General features: G+C 49.5%; 17 protein-coding genes. 9 read left to right on the top strand and 8 right to left on the bottom strand.

Translation table 11 applies throughout. The features are described from left to right. Window positions 1-37: 37 nt before the first annotated feature. Window positions 38-160 carry a hypothetical protein gene (locus tag C7T94_RS19675; protein WP_262503104.1) on the top strand — a complete coding sequence of 41 codons (123 nt, stop codon included), beginning with the start codon at window positions 38-40 and terminating at the stop codon, window positions 158-160. Then, window positions 153-599, top strand: coding sequence for a DinB family protein (locus C7T94_RS14110; RefSeq protein ID WP_107215924.1), 447 nt, complete (start codon window positions 153-155; stop codon window positions 597-599). The genes C7T94_RS19675 and C7T94_RS14110 overlap by 8 nt, the downstream gene beginning before the upstream one ends. Window positions 600-701: 102 nt before the next feature. Here the strand turns inward: C7T94_RS14110 and C7T94_RS14105 are convergent, their stop codons facing one another. Next, a complete protein-coding gene (locus C7T94_RS14105; protein ID WP_107215923.1) occupies window positions 702-1,331 on the bottom strand; it encodes an XAC2610-related protein in 630 nt (209 codons plus the stop codon). Window positions 1,332-1,596: 265 nt separating this feature from the next. Then, complete coding sequence (locus C7T94_RS14100; RefSeq protein ID WP_107215922.1) at window positions 1,597-2,367, bottom strand: hypothetical protein; 771 nt, start codon at window positions 2,365-2,367, stop codon at window positions 1,597-1,599. 184 nt (window positions 2,368-2,551) lie between these two features. Here C7T94_RS14100 and C7T94_RS14095 point away from each other — a divergent pair, with 184 nt between their 5' ends. Next, window positions 2,552-3,184: a TetR/AcrR family transcriptional regulator gene (locus tag C7T94_RS14095; RefSeq protein ID WP_107215921.1), complete on the top strand. Its 633-nt coding sequence runs from the start codon at window positions 2,552-2,554 to the stop codon at window positions 3,182-3,184. A gap of 584 nt (window positions 3,185-3,768) precedes the next feature. Here C7T94_RS14095 and C7T94_RS14090 read toward each other — a convergent pair. From C7T94_RS14090 to C7T94_RS14080, 3 genes are all read right to left on the bottom strand, one after another. Further along, a complete protein-coding gene (locus C7T94_RS14090; protein WP_107215920.1) occupies window positions 3,769-4,371 on the bottom strand; it encodes a short chain dehydrogenase in 603 nt (200 codons plus the stop codon). Window positions 4,372-4,428: 57 nt separating this feature from the next. Continuing rightward, window positions 4,429-5,298, bottom strand: a complete 870-nt coding sequence (locus tag C7T94_RS14085) for a helix-turn-helix transcriptional regulator (RefSeq protein WP_107215919.1) — start codon at window positions 5,296-5,298, stop codon at window positions 4,429-4,431. A 334-nt stretch (window positions 5,299-5,632) separates the two neighbouring features. Further along, window positions 5,633-6,745 (bottom strand): alkene reductase, encoded by a 1,113-nt coding sequence (locus C7T94_RS14080; RefSeq protein ID WP_204353284.1) that lies wholly within the window; start codon window positions 6,743-6,745, stop codon window positions 5,633-5,635. 144 nt (window positions 6,746-6,889) lie between these two features. On the opposite strand from C7T94_RS14080, the gene C7T94_RS14075 reads away from it, so the two are divergent. Further along, the gene (locus C7T94_RS14075) at window positions 6,890-7,312 is read left to right on the top strand and encodes a winged helix-turn-helix transcriptional regulator (RefSeq protein WP_107216136.1); all 423 of its coding nucleotides are present in this window, start codon (window positions 6,890-6,892) and stop codon (window positions 7,310-7,312) included. 298 nt (window positions 7,313-7,610) lie between these two features. After that, window positions 7,611-8,042 (top strand): VOC family protein, encoded by a 432-nt coding sequence (locus tag C7T94_RS14070; RefSeq protein ID WP_107215917.1) that lies wholly within the window; start codon window positions 7,611-7,613, stop codon window positions 8,040-8,042. A 28-nt stretch (window positions 8,043-8,070) separates the two neighbouring features. Here C7T94_RS14070 and C7T94_RS14065 read toward each other — a convergent pair whose 3' ends face one another. Further along, window positions 8,071-8,967, bottom strand: coding sequence for a helix-turn-helix domain-containing protein (locus C7T94_RS14065; protein ID WP_107215916.1), 897 nt, complete (start codon window positions 8,965-8,967; stop codon window positions 8,071-8,073). Window positions 8,968-9,099: 132 nt separating this feature from the next. Here C7T94_RS14065 and C7T94_RS14060 point away from each other — a divergent pair, with 132 nt between their 5' ends. Then, window positions 9,100-10,083: an aldo/keto reductase gene (locus C7T94_RS14060; RefSeq protein ID WP_107215915.1), complete on the top strand. Its 984-nt coding sequence runs from the start codon at window positions 9,100-9,102 to the stop codon at window positions 10,081-10,083. A gap of 188 nt (window positions 10,084-10,271) precedes the next feature. Here the strand turns inward: C7T94_RS14060 and C7T94_RS14055 are convergent, their stop codons facing one another. Further along, entirely contained in the window at window positions 10,272-10,700 is a 429-nt protein-coding gene (locus tag C7T94_RS14055) for an EamA family transporter (RefSeq protein ID WP_107215914.1), read from the bottom strand. A gap of 509 nt (window positions 10,701-11,209) precedes the next feature. Then, entirely contained in the window at window positions 11,210-12,073 is an 864-nt protein-coding gene (locus C7T94_RS14050; RefSeq protein WP_107215913.1) for an AraC family transcriptional regulator, read from the bottom strand. A gap of 405 nt (window positions 12,074-12,478) precedes the next feature. Here C7T94_RS14050 and C7T94_RS14045 point away from each other — a divergent pair, with 405 nt between their 5' ends. The 3 genes from C7T94_RS14045 (at window position 12,479) to gap (ending at window position 14,950) form a co-directional block, all read left to right on the top strand. Continuing rightward, window positions 12,479-12,856, top strand: a complete 378-nt coding sequence (locus C7T94_RS14045; RefSeq protein WP_262503108.1) for an SRPBCC family protein — start codon at window positions 12,479-12,481, stop codon at window positions 12,854-12,856. Between the two features lie 65 nt (window positions 12,857-12,921). Next, window positions 12,922-13,950: a GlxA family transcriptional regulator gene (locus C7T94_RS14040; RefSeq protein WP_107215911.1), complete on the top strand. Its 1,029-nt coding sequence runs from the start codon at window positions 12,922-12,924 to the stop codon at window positions 13,948-13,950. Between the two features lie 22 nt (window positions 13,951-13,972). After that, the gene (gene gap / locus C7T94_RS14035) at window positions 13,973-14,950 is read left to right on the top strand and encodes a type I glyceraldehyde-3-phosphate dehydrogenase (protein ID WP_107215910.1); all 978 of its coding nucleotides are present in this window, start codon (window positions 13,973-13,975) and stop codon (window positions 14,948-14,950) included. Window positions 14,951-14,988: the final 38 nt, after the last annotated feature.

Below are 14,988 nucleotides of genomic sequence, written 5' to 3'. Positions count from 1 at the left end.
ACCACCACCTTGCTGAATGCAGACCGGAAATAAGCCGATGCCAATGATACCTGGCGATGCCATTGTTCCCGGTCTGGCCGAAGCGTCAGGCCCAGATCTTTCAGATCTTGCCCGTACCGGTCGTTATTGTTACCTTGACCCAAAAGACCATTATGCTTAGCACGACACTGAAAACCTTGCTCATCCGCGATCTCAATAAACTGAAAGAGGAATTGGAACTTTATCAAGATGAAGCCAATATCTGGCGCATTGACCATAACATTCTCAACTCGGCCGGTAACCTGTGCCTGCATCTTGCAGGTAACCTCAATGCATATATCGGCGGGGCTCTCGGCCACTCCGGCTACATCCGTAACCGGCCGGAAGAGTTTTCGCAGAAAAATTTGCCAAGAGCCGAGCTCATTGATAAAATTAAGCAAACCATTGCCATGGTCGAAGCAACGCTTCCGCTTCTTACAGACGTTCAAATGCAGACCGAATACCCGGACGAAGTAAACGGTACCCGGCAAACTACGGGGTATTTTCTTGTTCATCTGGCCATGCACCTCAGTTATCACCTGGGGCAGGTCAATTACCACAGGCGGCTCCTTGACCGGTAAGAAAGACAGGATAACCGGTAAGCATGAGCTCGCTTCCCGCCATCCCGGCTGCTATCTGCCAGATTAAGCACATCTTGCACAGCACGATGAAACAAACACCATTCATTTTTCTGAAGACCGCAGCCAGACCAACCGGTTGCGTTTGTCGATGTGGTACACATCCTGCCACCACCGTGCGCCGCCCCGGCAGGCCGAGTACAAGAGTTTCTGTTTGACATTCAGCGTAACATTGCAAAGGCAGGAGCATTTTGCACGTACATCCTGACTTTCCTGCAAGGACTTGAAACGTTTGGCAGCGGGGTCATACAGCCAGATGTTGAACGTTTGGTAAACACCCATCCCGGCATCCGGGAGCGAGAAGGCCAGGTCGTCGTACCCGTCAAAATTGTAGTCTTTGATGTAGGCAGATCTGGCCACATCAGGTGCGTCGAGCGACAGGAAGCTGGGGGTACTTACTTTTCCATCCGGATAGCTGAGCATAAATTGGCTGTCTGCACTGTTCCATGCAAAGCTGATCAACACACCGTGTAGCAGGTATTTTTGCATTTCATCAAACGAAGCAGCTGCTACAGCGGTGAAATTAAACCGCCGCCGGTCTTTATGGCGTAGGTACCAGGCTTCGGTTACTTTTCCAGCCTGTTCGGTAATTCCGTAAATGCCTGTAATTTTCCCGTTCAAGAACTCATTCCACTCATAATGAAAACCCTCGCGCTGCTTATGGGTATTCGTCAAGACACTACCCGTAAATTTTTTAAGCTGCAGTGGTATAAAATCTTTTTGTCTGTTGTTTGTACAAAGGCACCTTTTCCCTCTGTGGTACAGGAAAGGCGCAAGCTGAAAGATGTTGTTTGGTCTGCAAAGGTAAGCTGATAGGTTTTGCCGCTTGCAGGCACAGCAAGCATACTCAGGCACAAAAAGAGTTTTATAAATCGCGTTTTCATGTCAAGACTTATTTTGGCTAAAGCGGTTACCGCTCAGGGTAGTGCCGGCTATCATTTTAACAGGGAAACCACCATTGCAGGGAATAGAGTTTACCCTGTTTAAAAAAAATATTGATGTGCCCGTCAGATTGATTGTTCTCGTCCTCGCGCAATTGCATCACCTGCAGTTTACCCGAACCGGCTACCTCCATCAAACCCACACGCTTGCCGGCTTGCGGAAATAACCTTTTCAACTCAGCCAGTGTCGTATGCCTGTTCAGTGTAATATCATTAAAAACCAGATAGTCGCCATACATGAAATTTATTTGATCTACGGCTACGCGGTCCTGAGCGTTTTCAAACCGTGAGCCGTTTTTAAAGAGATACCTGGTCTGCGGGTCGATCGAGCCATCCGCTTCCTGGAAGATGTTGGTGCACGGTTCCACTTCGCCCAATAATTTGCTGCTGTCTGGCTCGCCAAGTACGGCCTTAAATTGAATCAGAGAGAAATAACGTTTCAGCCGCCCGTTAAACAGAATGGATTTTTCTTCCATTACTTCTATGTCGGTACGCGGTTCTGTCCGGGTGCCGGCAATTTCCGGGAGATTTCGGTTTGACCTGGTGTTGCCTGTCTCTGTCCGGGCTTGTTTTTGTCCGGCCCTCTTTGAATCCTCATCGGCAGAGCCGCTGCACGAATTGAACAGCAAACAAATCAACAGGATTCCCAGATATCTCGACGCAAAGTTCGGTCGGGGCAAAGACATGCGCCAGACCAATTTTAACAGGATCAGCCCTGATGTCGGGCCGCTCATCAGGCATTTGCCTCCGAAAAATGTATTGAAGAGCATCAAGTTTTACTATCTTGTCGATTTATAATCTATATCACAATATTGTGATAAATTTAAACATCCCTGGTCAGAAAGTGCGGTGCTCTTCAAATTTTCCGGCTGTTAAATACGATGGCTCGGGACGGAGTCTTTTAGCCGCCTTTGAGCCAGGAAAAAAGAATGAGGTTGCAGCAAACGATACAATATGGTACGGAAGATCACCAACGGGCCGGTTAGAAATAAGGAACGTACAAAGGCGAACCTGATCAACTCGGTCGGAAAAATACTGGAAATGAACGGTTTCTCAGGTTTGAGCGCCGCAAGAGTCGCCCTTGAAGCCGGGGTAGACAGGCGGCTGATATATGATTATTTCGGAGGCCTGGAAGGACTGGTCAGATCATACCTGGAGTATAAAGACTACTGGAAGATCAATCCCGACGACGTTGCGGATCTCATAGAAAATGCTGGCCAGGATTCCGGAAAAGCGCTTGCCTATGGAGTACTGGAAGATCAGTTTGACAGTTTGTCTGGCAACGAGGAAATGCGCAGGATCATTACCTGGGGGCTGAGCGAAAGGTCGGCAGCTTTAAAAGAACTCGACCTGAAACGCGAGAGGACCGGCGAACAGGTGCTGCTGGAAGTTTTTGACAAACATTTTGATCCAGGCGATAAAAATTTCAGGGCCATGTATGCGTTGCTCATGGGGGGTGTTTATTATTTGACACTGCATGCCAACATGCAGGAAAATCCTTTCTGCGGGATCGATATTCGACAACCCGCCGGACAGCAAGAGATCAAAAAAGCACTCAGGCAATTGCTTGATCTGATCTATCAGTAGCCCATCAGCCGACGGCACGCAAGAGCAGTGCTTACCGTTTCTGAAAAATGACATAAATTGGCTTTGACCTTTTTAGCGACGCCCATGGACCCATTTAAAGACTTTAAACGCTTCGACGACAAGGCGAAACAAACGATTTCAATGACTTGATGGCGCAGGCGGGGGCGTGGCTCCTGGGTTTTAATAAAAACACCCTGCACGAGATAACAAGAGCCGTGGCTGCCGAACTCACAGATGCCGCGTGCGCGGCTTCTGCTTATCAGCCAGCAGCAAAAATGATACAAATCTGCAACGTTCGCTTAAGTTAAAGAAGATATGTTTTTACCCGGACGCCGAAGTATCGCTTGTTTTTGAATCTGACACAGAATATCCGGATATGAACATTTATTGTCTGGTAGACGAATCGTTTGCAATAGCGGATCTCTTTGCAGATCGTAAATGAGGCTGCAAATCGGGCAACGGCATCTGTTGCAACATAGTCCAAACTGCGCGAGGACGGAAATTTTGCACCCGATAACAAGTTAAGTGACGCCCGTTACCTCGAACATCAAATGTGAAACCGGATGATCAAAATGCCCAGGTTTTCAGGAAAAAACTTTTAGTATTTTTCCATTGATCGCTCCCTCAATGCTGAGCTTATATGCATTGACCACTTTCACCATCGGAACCAGGTTATAGCCGGGAAACAAATGTCCGTACCTTTCTGCGCTATCTTCAACCAGTCCGGGGCTGACAACATTGATCCGCCGGTCCTGACGCAGCTCCTGGGATGCTGCCAGAACAAAGCTGTTGATTGCGCCATTGATCGTAGCTACGCAGGACCCATGTCTAGCGGGATGATTGGCGGCAATACCGGAGGTTAGGGTAAATGAACCGCCTTCGGCGAGATATGATTTGCCGATCAAAACGAGGTTAATCTGCCCCATCAGTTTCCCTTCGATTCCTGGCAGCATATCGTTTGCTGTCATGGTGTCGAAGGGGCCATAATAGCCCGTGCCGGCCGTGCAAACGCAGGCATCGATGATCCCACTGGCCCTGAACATTTCTTCAATAGATGTAGCTGAAGTGATATCTACCTGAATGTCTCCCGTAGTTCTGGCGGCGAAAATTAGCTCGTGCTGAAGGCTCAGGCCAGCTGCTACCTTTTTGCCGATCGTGCCATTGCCACCAATCAATAAAATTTTCATTAGCTTTTTTTTTACAAAACTAGCGGGTCTGTCGGCAACCCTGATAGTAAGATCAGCTCAATCTATACCCTGATCGGCTCGAAAATCGGCAGGTGTCATTCCATATTGGTTTCTGAAGATACGGATGAAATAAGAGGTGTTTTCGAAACCACAGGCTGTGGCAATTTCTGCGATCTGACGGTCCGTATTGTTGAGCAGCAAACCTGCCTGCTTTAACCGTTCCCTGTTCATCCATTTTCTGGGTGCACAACCGTACTTGCGCTGAAAATCACGCTTGAAAGTAGCGAGGCTCCGGTTGGTCAGGCTGGCAAGTTCCGCAAGAGATACCGGATGGAGAAGGTAGGTTGTCAGTACGTAATCCAGATCCTGTGCGGTGGCACTTGTAGCCGCTTTTATAAATTGGCCAACTTCTGTTCTGTAACCTGCCGACATCAAAAGAAGCAGCATTTCTTTCTGCTTCGTTTCGAGCAGGGCATCAGCTTCCTGTAAAGGTTGAAAAAAATACTGCCTCAACTGTCTCTTACACATGTTAATCAACTCATTACTTTGAAAGGAAATGAACGGCATGTCCAGTGCGGCCGCGTTTGGAAAAACAAAGGACGCTGCCATCGTTTGCAGTATTTTTGCCGGCAGGAATAGCAGTATAGCTTCGAAATTTGGTTCATTTTCAAGGTATTCTGCCATAACATAGATGCCTTTTTTTAAAAGAACAACCTGGTTTGGACCGGCGGCAAATGTCTGATCAGGAAGATGCAATAGTTTTTGTCCGCTGATTACAAAAATCAGCGTGTGTTCTGTTAAGAACACCAGACGTTTATCAGCTTTTGACTCGACCTTAAGTTTGGCAAATACCCCCGCCCGTCCTTTAATAAAGGTAGCATCAGAGGCAGGGACATCTTTGGGAGGAAATCGGTAAAGTGTTGTCATATGCGAAAATTAATATGCCGGTGCATACGGATATGAATCAAATATAGGGCTTGATTTTAATCCTGAGGTTGCACAAGCGTACTGGTGAGCAAATTCCCCGCCGCCGCACCGACAACTGGCTCGACCGCTAAAAGCAAGATCTATCCGGGCCTAAAGCTAAGCACGCCTCCATGCTCAAATAGCTGTTTTTTAAAATTTGACCAGGATATAAGCAGCAGGTCCCTGCTTTCATAGGCAACGATGCGTACGGGTTATCCCGCAATCTGCCAAACGCTAAACCTGACCTGCAGCGAAGCAATCTTCCTCAGCCATTATCTGAATGCCGTCCACCTGTTTAACCGGCACTGCCACCATAATTTGCCGCGGGATAGTCCGTATACCCTTTTTCACCGCCGGTGTAATACGTGTCCCGGTCACTATCTGAAAGCGGCTGGTGATTCTCAAAACGCTCAACGAGATCAGGGTTGGCAATGAAAGCGGTACCAAAAGATACCAAGTCTGCAATACCTTCGCTTAAAATGGCATTGCCGCTCTCCTGCGTAAAGCCCAGATTTGCCATGAGTGTGCCCTGGTAGTTTTCACGGAAATGGCCGAAATAGTTTTGCTGTAAGGCCGCTACCGGTGTACCGGTCAAATCTTCCGCCGGCCCTTCCAGCTGTAGGTAAGCCAGGTTATAATTGCTTAATTTTCTGAGCATGTACCGGAACAGTGGTATCGTCTCTTCATCGGGCCTAACAATACCCACATTGCTGATGGCTACCGGATTAAACTTTATGCCGACCCGGTTGCTGTTCCAGACTTCTGTAATGGCATCCAGGATGTCAAATACCAGGCGCGCACGGTTTTCAATCCGGCCTCCGTATTCGTCTGTACGTTGGTTGGTGGCCAGACTCAGAAACTGCGGGATCAGCATGCCGGCATGCGCGTGGATCTCTATGCCGTCAAATCCCGCCGCTTTGGCATTTGCGGCTGCCTGCCTGTAATCCTGTATGATCTGTTTGATCTCAGCTACGGTTAGTTCGCGCGGCGTCAGCGTATCTTTAAAGCCGTTCGGGGTGAAGGATTTTGTCTGCGGATTAATGGCAGACGGGCCTGCCGGCAGTTCGCCGTTCAGATGATCCGGATGAGATGCTGCACCGATATGGCCAAGCTGGGAAAAGATGAGACCGCCTTTTTTATGTACCGCTCTTGTGACCAGTTTCCAGCCCTCAACCTGCGCCTGCGTATACAGGCCGGGCACGTTAATGAATCCTATCGAACTGGAGTTTATCCAGGTACCTTCGCTTAAAATTAATCCGGCTGAAGCCCGTTGCGCATAATATTCGGCCATTAATGGTGTGGGCACCAATTCTGCATTCGTGGCGCGGCCGCGCGTCATTGATGCCATGATGACCCGGTTTTTTAATTTCAGGTCGCCCAACTGGTATTTTTCTAATAAAGGTTGCATTTGGTTTTTCAATTTTTTTTTTGAGCAAACCTCGGAGAAACGCGGCAACGGCACAATATGGGTGAAACTAATAACCAGGGGATAAATTTATCCCCTGTGTCCGATTTCGATACAATGCTTATTTTTGATCCGGGAGAAACTGTTATGTATGAAAGAAAGATACCTGTTGCCATCGACTGCGGTCTGCACCTGACCAGGGAGGTGCTGAATGGGAAATGGAAGCCGGCCTTACTCAACGCCATTTCGATGGATATAAAGCGGCCGAGTGAAATGCTTCGGCTGTTCCCCGATGCCAGCCGCAGGGTACTGAATGTGCAGCTGAAAGAGCTGGAGGAGCATGGCATGATCGAGAAAAAAGTCTATCCGCAGCTGCCGCCCAAAGTAGAATACTCTTTAACAATGATCGGCTGGTCTTTGATGCCGGTCATTGATGCCATGAACCAGTGGGGCGATGCCAACAGGCAGTTCCTTGAAACCGTGATCAAACAGAACCCGAGCGTGGGGCAAACCTCAAAATCGGCCTGCCTGAATCTTTCGCAGCGCGCAATACAAAGAAAGATAGGGTAGCGAAAGACTCACGCAGTCGTGGATTTGCCTGCCGGCAAGCCCGCTGGTTGAAAAACTGATATCGGCGTTTCAACGGCCCTTTTTAATTGCCGCAACGATGCGTGTATACGTTTCACATTCGGGGCCTCTTCGAATACTAAAGAGTTTTGCTAACTTAAAGGCCTTGGGGGGCTCCCTGTCTAGTCACGACAGCCGATGGGCAAACCGTCAAAAATGATTAACCAGCAGCGGAAGAAACAACCCGCTGGCGATAGGCTTCCTGAAATGTATTGTTAGAACACACTTAAATTAATAAACCATGAAAACAATGGGTCCGTGGATCAACTTCAACGGGAATGCTGAAGAAGCATTTAACTTTTATAAATCGGTTTTTGGCGGTGAGTTTACAAAGATCATTCGGTTTAAGGATATAGCAAGCGACGAGATGCCGGTCAACGAAAAAGAGGCAGACAAGATCATGACCATCGTCCTTCCGATCGGTAAAAACAATGTGCTGATCGCCAATGATGTTCCTGAGTTCATGGGCCCGGTAAACGAAAAGGAGAACCGGTCTAAAATATTCGTCAACGCTGAAAGCCGGGAGGAAGCCGATAGAATTTTTAACGAGCTCGCCGCAGGCGGGGAGGTGGAAGGCCCGATTGGCGAGAGTCCCTGGGGCTCGTACGGCGGTATGTTCAGGGACAAATACGGCATTGAATGGATCGTTGAATCTGATTCAAATGCTGACTGAGCCAGAAAGCAAGTCGTGCTGCTTAAGGCTAACTTAACTGCCGGTATTCCTGTGGTGTCTGCCCCACGCGTTGTTTGAACAACCTGGTAAAGTGTTGCGGATATTTGAAGCCCAGTTCATAGGCGATCTCGCTCAGCGACTTTGCTGAATCGAATATCCGCAATTTTGCCGCATCGATGAGTTTGGACTGGATGTGTTCGTGCGCAGACTGCCCGGTTTCTTTTTTGATCAGGTCGCCAAAGTAGTTGGCTGATAAGTTCAGCTTTTCTGCACAATATGCCACTGAAGGCAAGCCAAGTTCCTTAGCCTGTCCGGAGTGTAAGTAGTCGTTCAGCAACATATCAAACCGCTCGATCACGCCCTTGTTTGCCTGGTCGCGGGTAATGAATTGCCGGTCGTAAAAACGTACGCTGTAATTCAAAAAAAGCTCAATGGTGTTCACGATCAGCGTGCGGCTGTATTTGTCTACGCCCTGTTCCAGCTCATAGTTAATTTTGCCAAACAGGTCAAGTACGATCTGCTGTTCCTTTTCTGACAAGTGGAGTGCCTCCCGCACATCGTACGAGAAAAAGGAATAGGCCTGGATCTGTTTGCCCAGCGCCGTGGCTTTGATCAGATCGGCATGAAAGAGCAGTGCCCAGCCTTTAGGTTCGGGAGTTTCACTGTTTGGTTGTTTCCCAACGATCTGCGACGGCGCAACAAAAACCAAGGTACCTTCCTGGTAATCGTAATAGTTGCGTCCATAGCGTAATTCACCGCATTTGGTCTGTTTCAGGTAGATGGCATACAGCCCAAAATTGAATATGCGGGCAGGCATGGCCCGGGCTTTCGACAGATCGATGACCGATACGAGCGGGTGCAGTGTGGTGATACCCCGCATTTTATTATATTGATCAACTGTTTCGATCTTTTCTATCTCTTCCATGATCAAATTTAACCATTTACCGGGCGATGGGATAACGACCTGTAAAAATGGTAGGTTTTGCCGTGTTCCATATAAGTGAGAAGCGAAGAACAGGCCGGACATTTGTGCTGTTGAACTTAAGATAGTATAACGATGCAAAAAAGAAAATTAGGAACAAGTGGCTTGGAGGTTTCTGCCTTAGGCCTGGGCTGCATGGGACTTAGCTTCGGTTATGGACCTGCCACCGAAAAATCAGCGGCAATAAAGTTGATCCGCAGAGCGGTTGAACTGGGGGTGAATTTTTTTGACAGCGCTGAAGCTTATGGACCTTATGTGAATGAGGAGCTTGTCGGCGAAGCGTTGGCGCCCTTTCGCAACGACGTGGTGATCGCAACAAAGTTTGGTTTTAAAAATGCCATGACCGCGCAGGGAACAGACAGCCGCCCTGAAAATATCCGTGCGCATACAGAAGCGGCGTTAAAACGGTTAGGCACAGATCATATTGACCTGCTGTATCAGCACCGTGTCGACCCGGCTGTTCCGGTAGAAGAGGTGGCCGGCACAGTGAAAGACCTGATCACCGAAGGCAAGGTCAGGTACTTTGGCATGTCTGAGGCCAGTGAACAGAGCATTCGGAAGGCCCATGGGGTACAGCCTGTAGCCGCCCTGCAAAGTGAATATTCTCTTTGGTGGCGGGAACCCGAAAAAGAAATCTTTGCCACATTGGAAGAACTCGGAATCGGATTTGTGCCATTCAGCCCCCTGGGCAGGGGATTTTTAACCGGCGCCATTCAGGCTGACACCAAATTCAGCGAGGATGACGTGCGTAACCAGGTGCCGCGTTTCAGTGAAGAAAACCGCAAAGCCAATCAGCGTCTGGTCGATGCTTTAGCCAACATCGCGAAGCATAAAGGCGTTACCAACGCACAGGTGGCCATTGCCTGGCTGCTGGCACAAAAGCCCTGGATCGTACCCATACCGGGCACCACCCGGATCAGCCGCCTGGAAGAAAACACAGGCGCTGCCGGGCTGGTACTTACCGCGCAGGAGCTGGGTGAAATTGAAAGTGCCTTGGGTGCTCTGGAAGTGGCCGGCGAACGTTACTCGCAGCAAATGCTGCGCATGGTTGGCAAATGAGTGGTCAGCTGATCACACTAAACAATAAGACAAGAAATAGCAAAAGATCCGTCCAGGCTGAAAGCAACATGGGTGGGGGTGGGTATTCCTTTGCCGAAAACCATCGTCTGATGCTCGGCCGGCATGGGCGGATCGCTTTGCTGGTTTTCAGGGTCGCCTTCATTGCGGTTCGCAGCTTAAAGTACCGTCTACTTACTATTCCCCGATACGGCGATAAGCACCGCTCCGGCTATCATGACCGCGCCGCCAACAACCAGCTGCCAGGTGATCTTTTCTTTAAGAAACAGGACCGACAGCACAATGGCGATGACCAGCGAGGTTCTTTCTATGGTGACCACGTAAGATGCCGGCCCCAGTGACAGGGCCTTGTAAGAAAATAGTGTAGAGAGACTGGTACAGATGCCTGCAACAACAAGAAAGATCCAGGTTTCACGCTCCAGCGTTTTAAGCGTACCGGCACTGCCCTGGTACAAGACCACTGACCAGGTAATGAGCAGGATGAGCACAGCCTGAATGGCAAAAGCAAGACTGGAATCCACATTTTTTAGACCGGCTTTTGTCAATACAATTACCAGTGCAGCCGATATCGCAGCCAGCAGTGCCCATATGATCCACATATCGTTTTTTCTTTATCAAACACCGGATACCTCGTTTAGGTTGTAATAAAACATACATTTTCACCGGTTGGGGGGCGGGAGACACAGCCAAACGTCAAACATCATGTTTATTTAGCGGTAAAGCAGCGAAAAATCAAGCCTTTTGCCTTCTTTGTTCCGTTTGAACTTCTGGATGTATCCCAAGTTAAACCATGGCAGGTGCAACCAACCATGCATGAACTTGCGGCTGACCATTCACTTGATCAGTGCAGCGGCGTCGACCAGGTCGATCCCGCTTAAACGATCAAATAGGAGCGGCTCGGCGGTTGCTGCGTGAATGCCGGGACAAACATGTTCACCTCTTATGCTTTATACCATGGTGCAGGGGCGAAAGCGGAGGGGCCAGGCAGGAGGCCAGGCTGATGACAGATCAATAAAGAAACCGCCCCGGGCGATTCCCTGGGGCGGTTCTCTTTGTGATTTAACGTGCGGGTTTAATAACGTTACGCACTGGCTTAACGTAGCCTTTTTTACTTTCTACGCACAGCAACCCAAACTTCGCTGAAGGCATGCCCTTCTTTGTTCGCATCCATTTTTGTGAAAGAAAAAGTTGGCGCGTCAATCAATTCGAAATCTGAAGACGGAAGCCACTCTGAATAGACCCTGGCCATCGTTTGCTGGAGCGTTGAGGGGAAGGGCCCTTCGTTTGGAAACACCGCCCAGGTATTTGCCTGAACCCGTAAGATTTCTAAACCGTTACCTGCGTGTTCCCGGCTGGTCAGCACGCCGATTAAATGCGTCAGCTCACCTTCTTCTTTCATAAATTGAGAATCGGCGTTATAAGAAACATTCACGATTTCAAATGGCGCAGTATCCTGTAGTGCATGCATTTCCTGTCGCTGCGCTTCGGTAATGCTTTGCGCAAGTTTGACGATTTCATTGTTGACCCCTTCAAACTGCATGGGGACACGTTTGCTTACGCCGGCGAAATTGAACGCCGGCTTTTCTTCAGTTCTGAATTCCATAGTTTTTCCTCCTTTTACGGTAATGATGAATGATAGTTTAGGGAATGATCTGCTGACCCCATTTTTTGCCACATCTGACGGCAGCGCTCCGCACCATTTTTTAAATGCTCTTGTAAACCCATCCATAGATTGATAGCCATATCGAAAAGCCACATCAGTGACCCTGTCGCCATTTAACAGGTCCTTGTTGGCTTCAGACAGCTTCCTGTTTTTGATGTATTCACTGAGCGTTAAGCCGGAAAGGTGAAAAAACACCGTCCGAAAGTGGTAGTCAGAAACGCCGGCATAATCGGAGATCATTTCGAGCGTTAGCTCGTCGTGAATATGATCTTCAATATAGTCGATGACCTGGTTGAGTTCTTTTAACATGATCCTTCCTTTTGTTTTTCAAAATTACCTGTATGCCGCCGCGCATGCTCGACTTTTCGATAGAAATTGCGTCGGATGGTTTTGTGGAAGCAGCGTCCAAACCGCAATGGCGTTGAAACGGGCACGTGCTTTCTGCTGCCCGGAGTGCCTGTATATTAAAGAAACAACCCGCCGCTTTGCGGATCGCTGCGCCACTTTTCCGAGGCTTATGCTTTATCTGGCATAATTTTGACACGCGCAATTGGCAACCATACGCGGTAACTCCGTATTATTACTTCGTCATGCACCTGCACATCCCTTTCTCCCGCAGGTGCCCGCATTGCATTACAGTGGCCCAAAACCTGAAACATGACCATCGAGAAAACGATCCATATGGCTGCCAGGCCAGAAAAAATATAGCGCTACCTGACAGAGCCGCGACTGATGAAACTGTGGATGGGCGAACCGGAAATGAATGTGACGGTAACAACAGACTGGATCGTTGGAAACACGATCGAAATCTCGGGCTTTCACCACACAGGTTTCGTGAATACCGGTAAGGTGCTGCGTTTTGAACCCTGCTCCGTACTGGCCTACAGTTACCTGAGTTCGATATCCAGGCTTCCGGATGTGCCTGAAAACCAGACGCGGCTTACGTTTTCCCTGATCCCATTAACAGCAACGACAAAGTTGAGCCTGCACATAGAAAACTTCCCCACAGATACCATTTATAAACACCTGAACTTTTACTGGCAGGCCACCTGTGTGCTGCTTCGCGATTTGGTCGGGGAGAATGCTTGCTGAAAGTTGGCCTGAATTGTATAATTTATGTCCTTTTAGCCTGTGCTGTTCCTGCGTAAATTTGCAGCATGAACCAGGAAGAATCTTCAGCAGAGCCGCTGGCTGCAAGACAGGTCGTGATCGTGGCCATGACCGGGCACATGCTGCTCGATTTTGCCGGACCGGCAGATGTATTCAGCAGTGCCAACCAGATCCTCGAACTGGCGGGTAAAAAAACCGGTTACCAGGTGCGTGTGGCATCACCAACAGAAAACAGGCAGGTGACCAACAGCGTGGGCATGGAAATCAGCTGTGCCAGCAGCGTACTGGACATTACAGGACCGATTGACACCTTACTTGTTGCCGGCAGCAATGGCATTCAGCACCTGGACGACCCGGCCTATGCCGTGTTTTATGCCTGGCTGGAGAGGGCCTACCCGCACATGCGGCGTGTCGGCTCCATTTGTGCCGGTGCGTTCGTTCTTGCCAAGGCCGGACTGCTGAACGGTAAAAAAGCAACCACGCACTGGGACCGGAGCAGGCTGCTGCAAAAAAATTATCCCCTGGTGCGTGTTGATCCCAATCCCTTTTATACCAGCGATGGCAAAGTACACACCTCTGGCGGGGTATCGTCAGGGATAGACCTGGCACTGGCTCTGGTCGCAGAAGACCATGGTCGTGACATTGCTGCACAGGTGGCCCGCAGGCTGGTCTTTTACCTGAACAGGCCTGGGTTCCAGGTCCAGTTCGGCAACCTGCTGCCGGCCGGGGATCAGCAGCACATTGGCGGCAAGTTGCGGTCATGGCTGGTGGAGCACCTGCACGAACCACTCGATATCCCACGCCTGGCCGACCATTTAAACATGAGCCCGAGAAACTTTACGCGGGTATTTCATAAACAGACCGGCATTTCGCCCGCCAAATATGTAGAGAAACTGCGGATCGAGGCTGCACGGAAACGCCTGGAAGAGACCGATGCTTCACTTGAAGAAATCGCAATACAATGCGGGCTGGGGGGGCTGGTCTCCATGAGAAGAACTTTTTTACGTCACCTGATGGTTACCCCTTCAGACTACCGGAGGGCTTTCAGAACCTCCCTTACCGAAATGATGGCCTGATATAAACATTAATGAAGAGAGTATGAAAATTGCAATTAACGGATTCGGTCGAATTGGCCGGATGACACTTCGGGCCCTTCAGAACAAACCAGGAACAGAAGTCGTTGCAGTCAATGACCTGACTGATATCAAAACACTGGCCCACCTGCTGAAATATGATACTGCCCACGGGCGTTTTCCGGGTGAAGTGCAGGAAGACGGAGAAAATATCATTGTAAACGGTCGTAAAATTCGCCTGTTCAGCGAAAAAGACCCGTCCCGGCTGCCCTGGGCATCGCTGGGTGTCGATGTGGTGGTCGAGTCGACCGGCAGGTTTACAGACCGGTCGGCTGCGCAGGCCCACATTACTGCCGGCGCCGCAAAGGTGCTGATCACTGCGCCCGCTACGGGCGGCGTAAAAACCATTGTACACGGAGTGAACGATCACGAGATTGGTGGCGACCAGATTTATTCAACGGCATCCTGCACCACGGGGAGCATTGCGCCCATCCTCTATATCCTGGACAAAGAATTTGGCGTAGTGTCTGGTTATATGGTTACCGTTCATGCGTTTACAGCCGACCAGAACCTGCAGGATGCGCCGCACAAGGACCTGCGCAGGGCGCGTGCGGCTTCTCACTCCATTATTCCGACCACAACCGGCGCCGCGAAAGCAATCGGCGATGTGCTTCCCGCATTGAAGGGAAAAATGGACGGCTATTCTTACCGTGTTCCCGTTATCGATGTTTCGATCGCCGACCTCTCCGTTAACCTGAAAAGGGAAGTTTCGGTACAGGAGCTGAACAACCTGTTTAAACACTACGCAGAAAATTCGCTGAAAGGCATCCTGGAGTATACCGAAGAGCAGCTGGTTTCGTCTGACCTGTTGGGCAACACACACTCGTCCATTCTCGATGGAAGCATGACCAAAAGCATAGGCAACATGGTCAAGGTTGTAGCCTGGTATGACAACGAAGTTGGCATTTCGAACCGGATCGCCGAACTGGTGAGCATATTATAACAGCAAATGCCTGCCGGAATGCCCCCGGCAGGCATCCT

The organism is Pedobacter yulinensis (assembly GCF_003029735.1).
Taxonomy (GTDB): Bacteria; Bacteroidota; Bacteroidia; order Sphingobacteriales; family Sphingobacteriaceae; genus Pedobacter; species Pedobacter yulinensis.
The sequence above is the reverse complement of the archived record's forward strand: the minus strand, read 5'-3'. Positions and strand labels throughout refer to the sequence as shown.